This window comes from Moorena sp. SIO2C4, from assembly GCF_010672485.1.
GTDB lineage: Bacteria > Cyanobacteriota > Cyanobacteriia > Cyanobacteriales > Coleofasciculaceae > Moorena > Moorena producens.
Window position 1 is genome coordinate 1 of the sequence record NZ_JAAHGN010000992.1, and the last position, 2,839, is coordinate 2,839.

Annotated in this window: 3 protein-coding genes and 1 pseudogene; 2 read left to right on the top strand and 2 right to left on the bottom strand. The window is 40.2% G+C overall.

Annotation, left to right across the window (positions count from 1 at the left end):
• The first annotated feature begins 1,034 nt into the window (after nucleotides 1–1,034).
• Complete coding sequence (locus tag F6K20_RS32560) at nucleotides 1,035–1,289, top strand: hypothetical protein (RefSeq protein WP_287255316.1); 255 nt, start codon at nucleotides 1,035–1,037, stop codon at nucleotides 1,287–1,289.
• A 307-nt stretch (nucleotides 1,290–1,596) separates the two neighbouring features.
• On the opposite strand, the gene F6K20_RS32565 is transcribed toward F6K20_RS32560, so the two are convergent.
• Nucleotides 1,597–1,926, bottom strand: coding sequence for a helix-turn-helix domain-containing protein (locus F6K20_RS32565; protein ID WP_008182726.1), 330 nt, complete (start codon nucleotides 1,924–1,926; stop codon nucleotides 1,597–1,599).
• A 19-nt stretch (nucleotides 1,927–1,945) separates the two neighbouring features.
• Nucleotides 1,946–2,302, bottom strand: a pseudogene (locus F6K20_RS40950) (type II toxin-antitoxin system RelE/ParE family toxin).
• 199 nt (nucleotides 2,303–2,501) lie between these two features.
• Between F6K20_RS40950 and F6K20_RS32580 the strand changes: the two are divergent.
• Complete coding sequence (locus F6K20_RS32580) at nucleotides 2,502–2,705, top strand: hypothetical protein (protein ID WP_287297531.1); 204 nt, start codon at nucleotides 2,502–2,504, stop codon at nucleotides 2,703–2,705.
• Nucleotides 2,706–2,839: the final 134 nt, after the last annotated feature.

Below are 2,839 nucleotides of genomic sequence, written 5' to 3' on the forward strand. Positions count from 1 at the left end.
TTGTCAGCGTTTAAATTGGTATGATGCACTGCCCACCAGACCAGCAAAAGATGTAGGGTGGGTAGTGCTTATTAAGGCAAAAGTAATAGATGTAGGGTGGGCAGTGCTTAGCAAACCAATTGTCAGCTTTTCAATGAGTATGATGCACTGCCCACCAGACCAGCAAAAGATGTAGGGTGGGCAGTGTATATTAAGCAGATGTAGGGTGGGCAGTGCTTATCAAACCAATTGTCAGCGTTTAAATTGGTATGATGCACTGCCCACCAGACCAGCAAAAGATGTAGGGTGGGTAGTGGTTATTAAGGCAAAAGTAATAGATGTAGGGTGGGCAGTGCTTAGCAAACCAATTGTCAGCGTTTAAATTGGTATGATGCACTGCCCACCAGACCAGCAAAAGATGTAGGGTGGGCAGTGGTTATTAAGGCAAAAGTAATAGATGTAGGGTGGGCAGTGCTTATCAAACCAATTGTCAGCGTTTAAATTGGTATGATGCACTGCCCACCAGACCAGCAAAAGATGTAGGGTGGGCAGTGGTTATTAAGGCAAAAGTAATAGATGTAGGGTGGGCAGTGCTTAGCAAACCAATTGTCAGCGTTTAAATTGGTATGATGCACTGCCCACCAGACCAGCAAAAGATGTAGGGTGGGTAGTGCTTATTAAGGCAAAAGTAATAGATGTAGGGTGGGCAGTGCTTAGCAAACCAATTGTCAGCGTTTAAATTGGTATGATGCACTGCCCACCAGACCATTAATTTTATTAAAAAGCTAAACAAATAACTCCTATTTTCTAGTTAATTTTATGTCGGTGGGCAGTGCCGATAAAACCGATTACAAGTTGATAGTATCCGTCTGCTCCACTGCCCACCCTACGATTAATCTATTCCCAATTCTCAATTCTCAATTCTCAATTCTAAATTCTAAATTCTAAATTCTAAATTCCCCATTTCCTAATAAAAAAAAATTCCCAAACCCCTTGATATTTAGTCAATAAATTAATATATTAATATTATACACAGTTCAAACACAAAACTCCAAATGACTAACAACATTAACCCCAACTCAGATCACAATCTCAACAATCCTAATTGCCCAGAAAATTCTGGTGACCAATGCCGTAAGTGCAAAAAAGCCAAGCACGTCTTGGTCGGTACTCCTGAACAGGTTCGCAACAGCATTAATGCCGTGTATGCCCTTAAGTATGCACACCCCGACGAATGGAGCACTCTGGAGCCTACCGGAAAGCCTGGTCAGGTGATGACCTTTTTGATTCGATATTTCAACGTAGACTAGGATAGGAATTTGCCAGGGATGAAAATCCCTGGCCAACAGGAATCGTGAAGGTTGTTTTGTGAAGCAGGATGAAGCAGTATGAGTTGGGATGTTGTTGGTTTCCAGCAGTTGCTGACTAATTCAACAACAACGTAATAGTCAATTTGGAGTTATTATGTCAGAAGTACAGCTTAGTTGTACTTCTGACATATTGAAAAATTCAATGCGGTCAAGAATTGGGCTTAACCAAACTTGACCGATTTTTTTTAGGAAGTCGGGAGTCAGGAGTCGGTAGCCCAACAGTCACTTACCCCTTGAAGGGTTATATTCAAGCATAAGATTGACGGATTACTTGTATCTTCCCACTAGATACAGTTTCGGGTTTTGGACTGACGCTAATTTCAATAGTTTGACCTAATGCTACCAAAAAAAATAACAGTTTTTCCAAGGAAAACCCTTGCAAGCGACCATTTTTTAAATCCATGACTTGAAGAGGATCAATTTTAAAAATCATAGCCACATCTGAATCAGCCAACTGCCTTTCATCAATAATATCGAAAATGAGTGAAGCTAGTTTAACCTTAGCCAACTTTTCTTCAGCATTAATAAATCCTAAATCAGCAAAAATGTTACCTGAGCTTACAGTATAATCTGGCATTATTTTATCCTTGGTGCTATTAATCTTGTTGTTTGGCAATATCTTGTGCTTGTTTTAGGCGTTCTTTAATTAAATCCATAGTCTGCTTTGGAGTTTTAATACCTGTCTTTGACTTTTTTTTAAAGGCGTGGAGAACATAAATAGTATTCCCAAGTTTTACAGCATATACTGTTCTGTAAGTATCTGTTTTATAATCGCTGACAATTTCAAACACTCCATTTAATTATTTCAAAGGTTTAATATGAGGATTATTTTGGTTTTTTGAAACCCGATAGAGAATGTAACCAACTTCATCGATAACATCTTCAGGAAACCCTAAAAGTTCCTTTTTTGAAGGTCCAACCCAAATAACATTTTTCAGTAATTCATCTCCCATTTTTAAATTTGGCATCTAGATTGTAAAGTTGCTCTTGTTCACTTCCTTGTGGGTAAACCCTCTAGGCACAGAGGATCCTGGGATTAGCTTTATCTCCTTTAAGCAAAAGGAATTGACAGAGCACTTTTATCCATAGTACCTAGTAACATTCATCAGCGACTCCATCAATAAATAATCAAATATAGCGTTTCTTGCAGTTGTGAGGTACACATTAGTTTTTCCCACTTCCGATTTTCATCTTAGCTGCTCCCTGCTCCCTGCTCCCGTCTTGATGCAAAGCGCGAGTGGGGGAAACCACGGCAGTCGCTCATGGGGGAGACCGCCTTTGGCGGCGCTGCCTCCCCAAGACCGCGCTGCATTGCTGCTCCCTAAAACCCAGAAATTTGTACCTCACAAGTTGTAGAATTGCTATAATCTACAATAGAATGTAGTGCCCTCTAAATAGTCTGATATGTCTGAAGGAGTGCAAGACAAGTGCGAATCAGCAGGGAGAGACTGCAATATCCACCAGGTTTATTAAATTAGGGTAGACGGAGT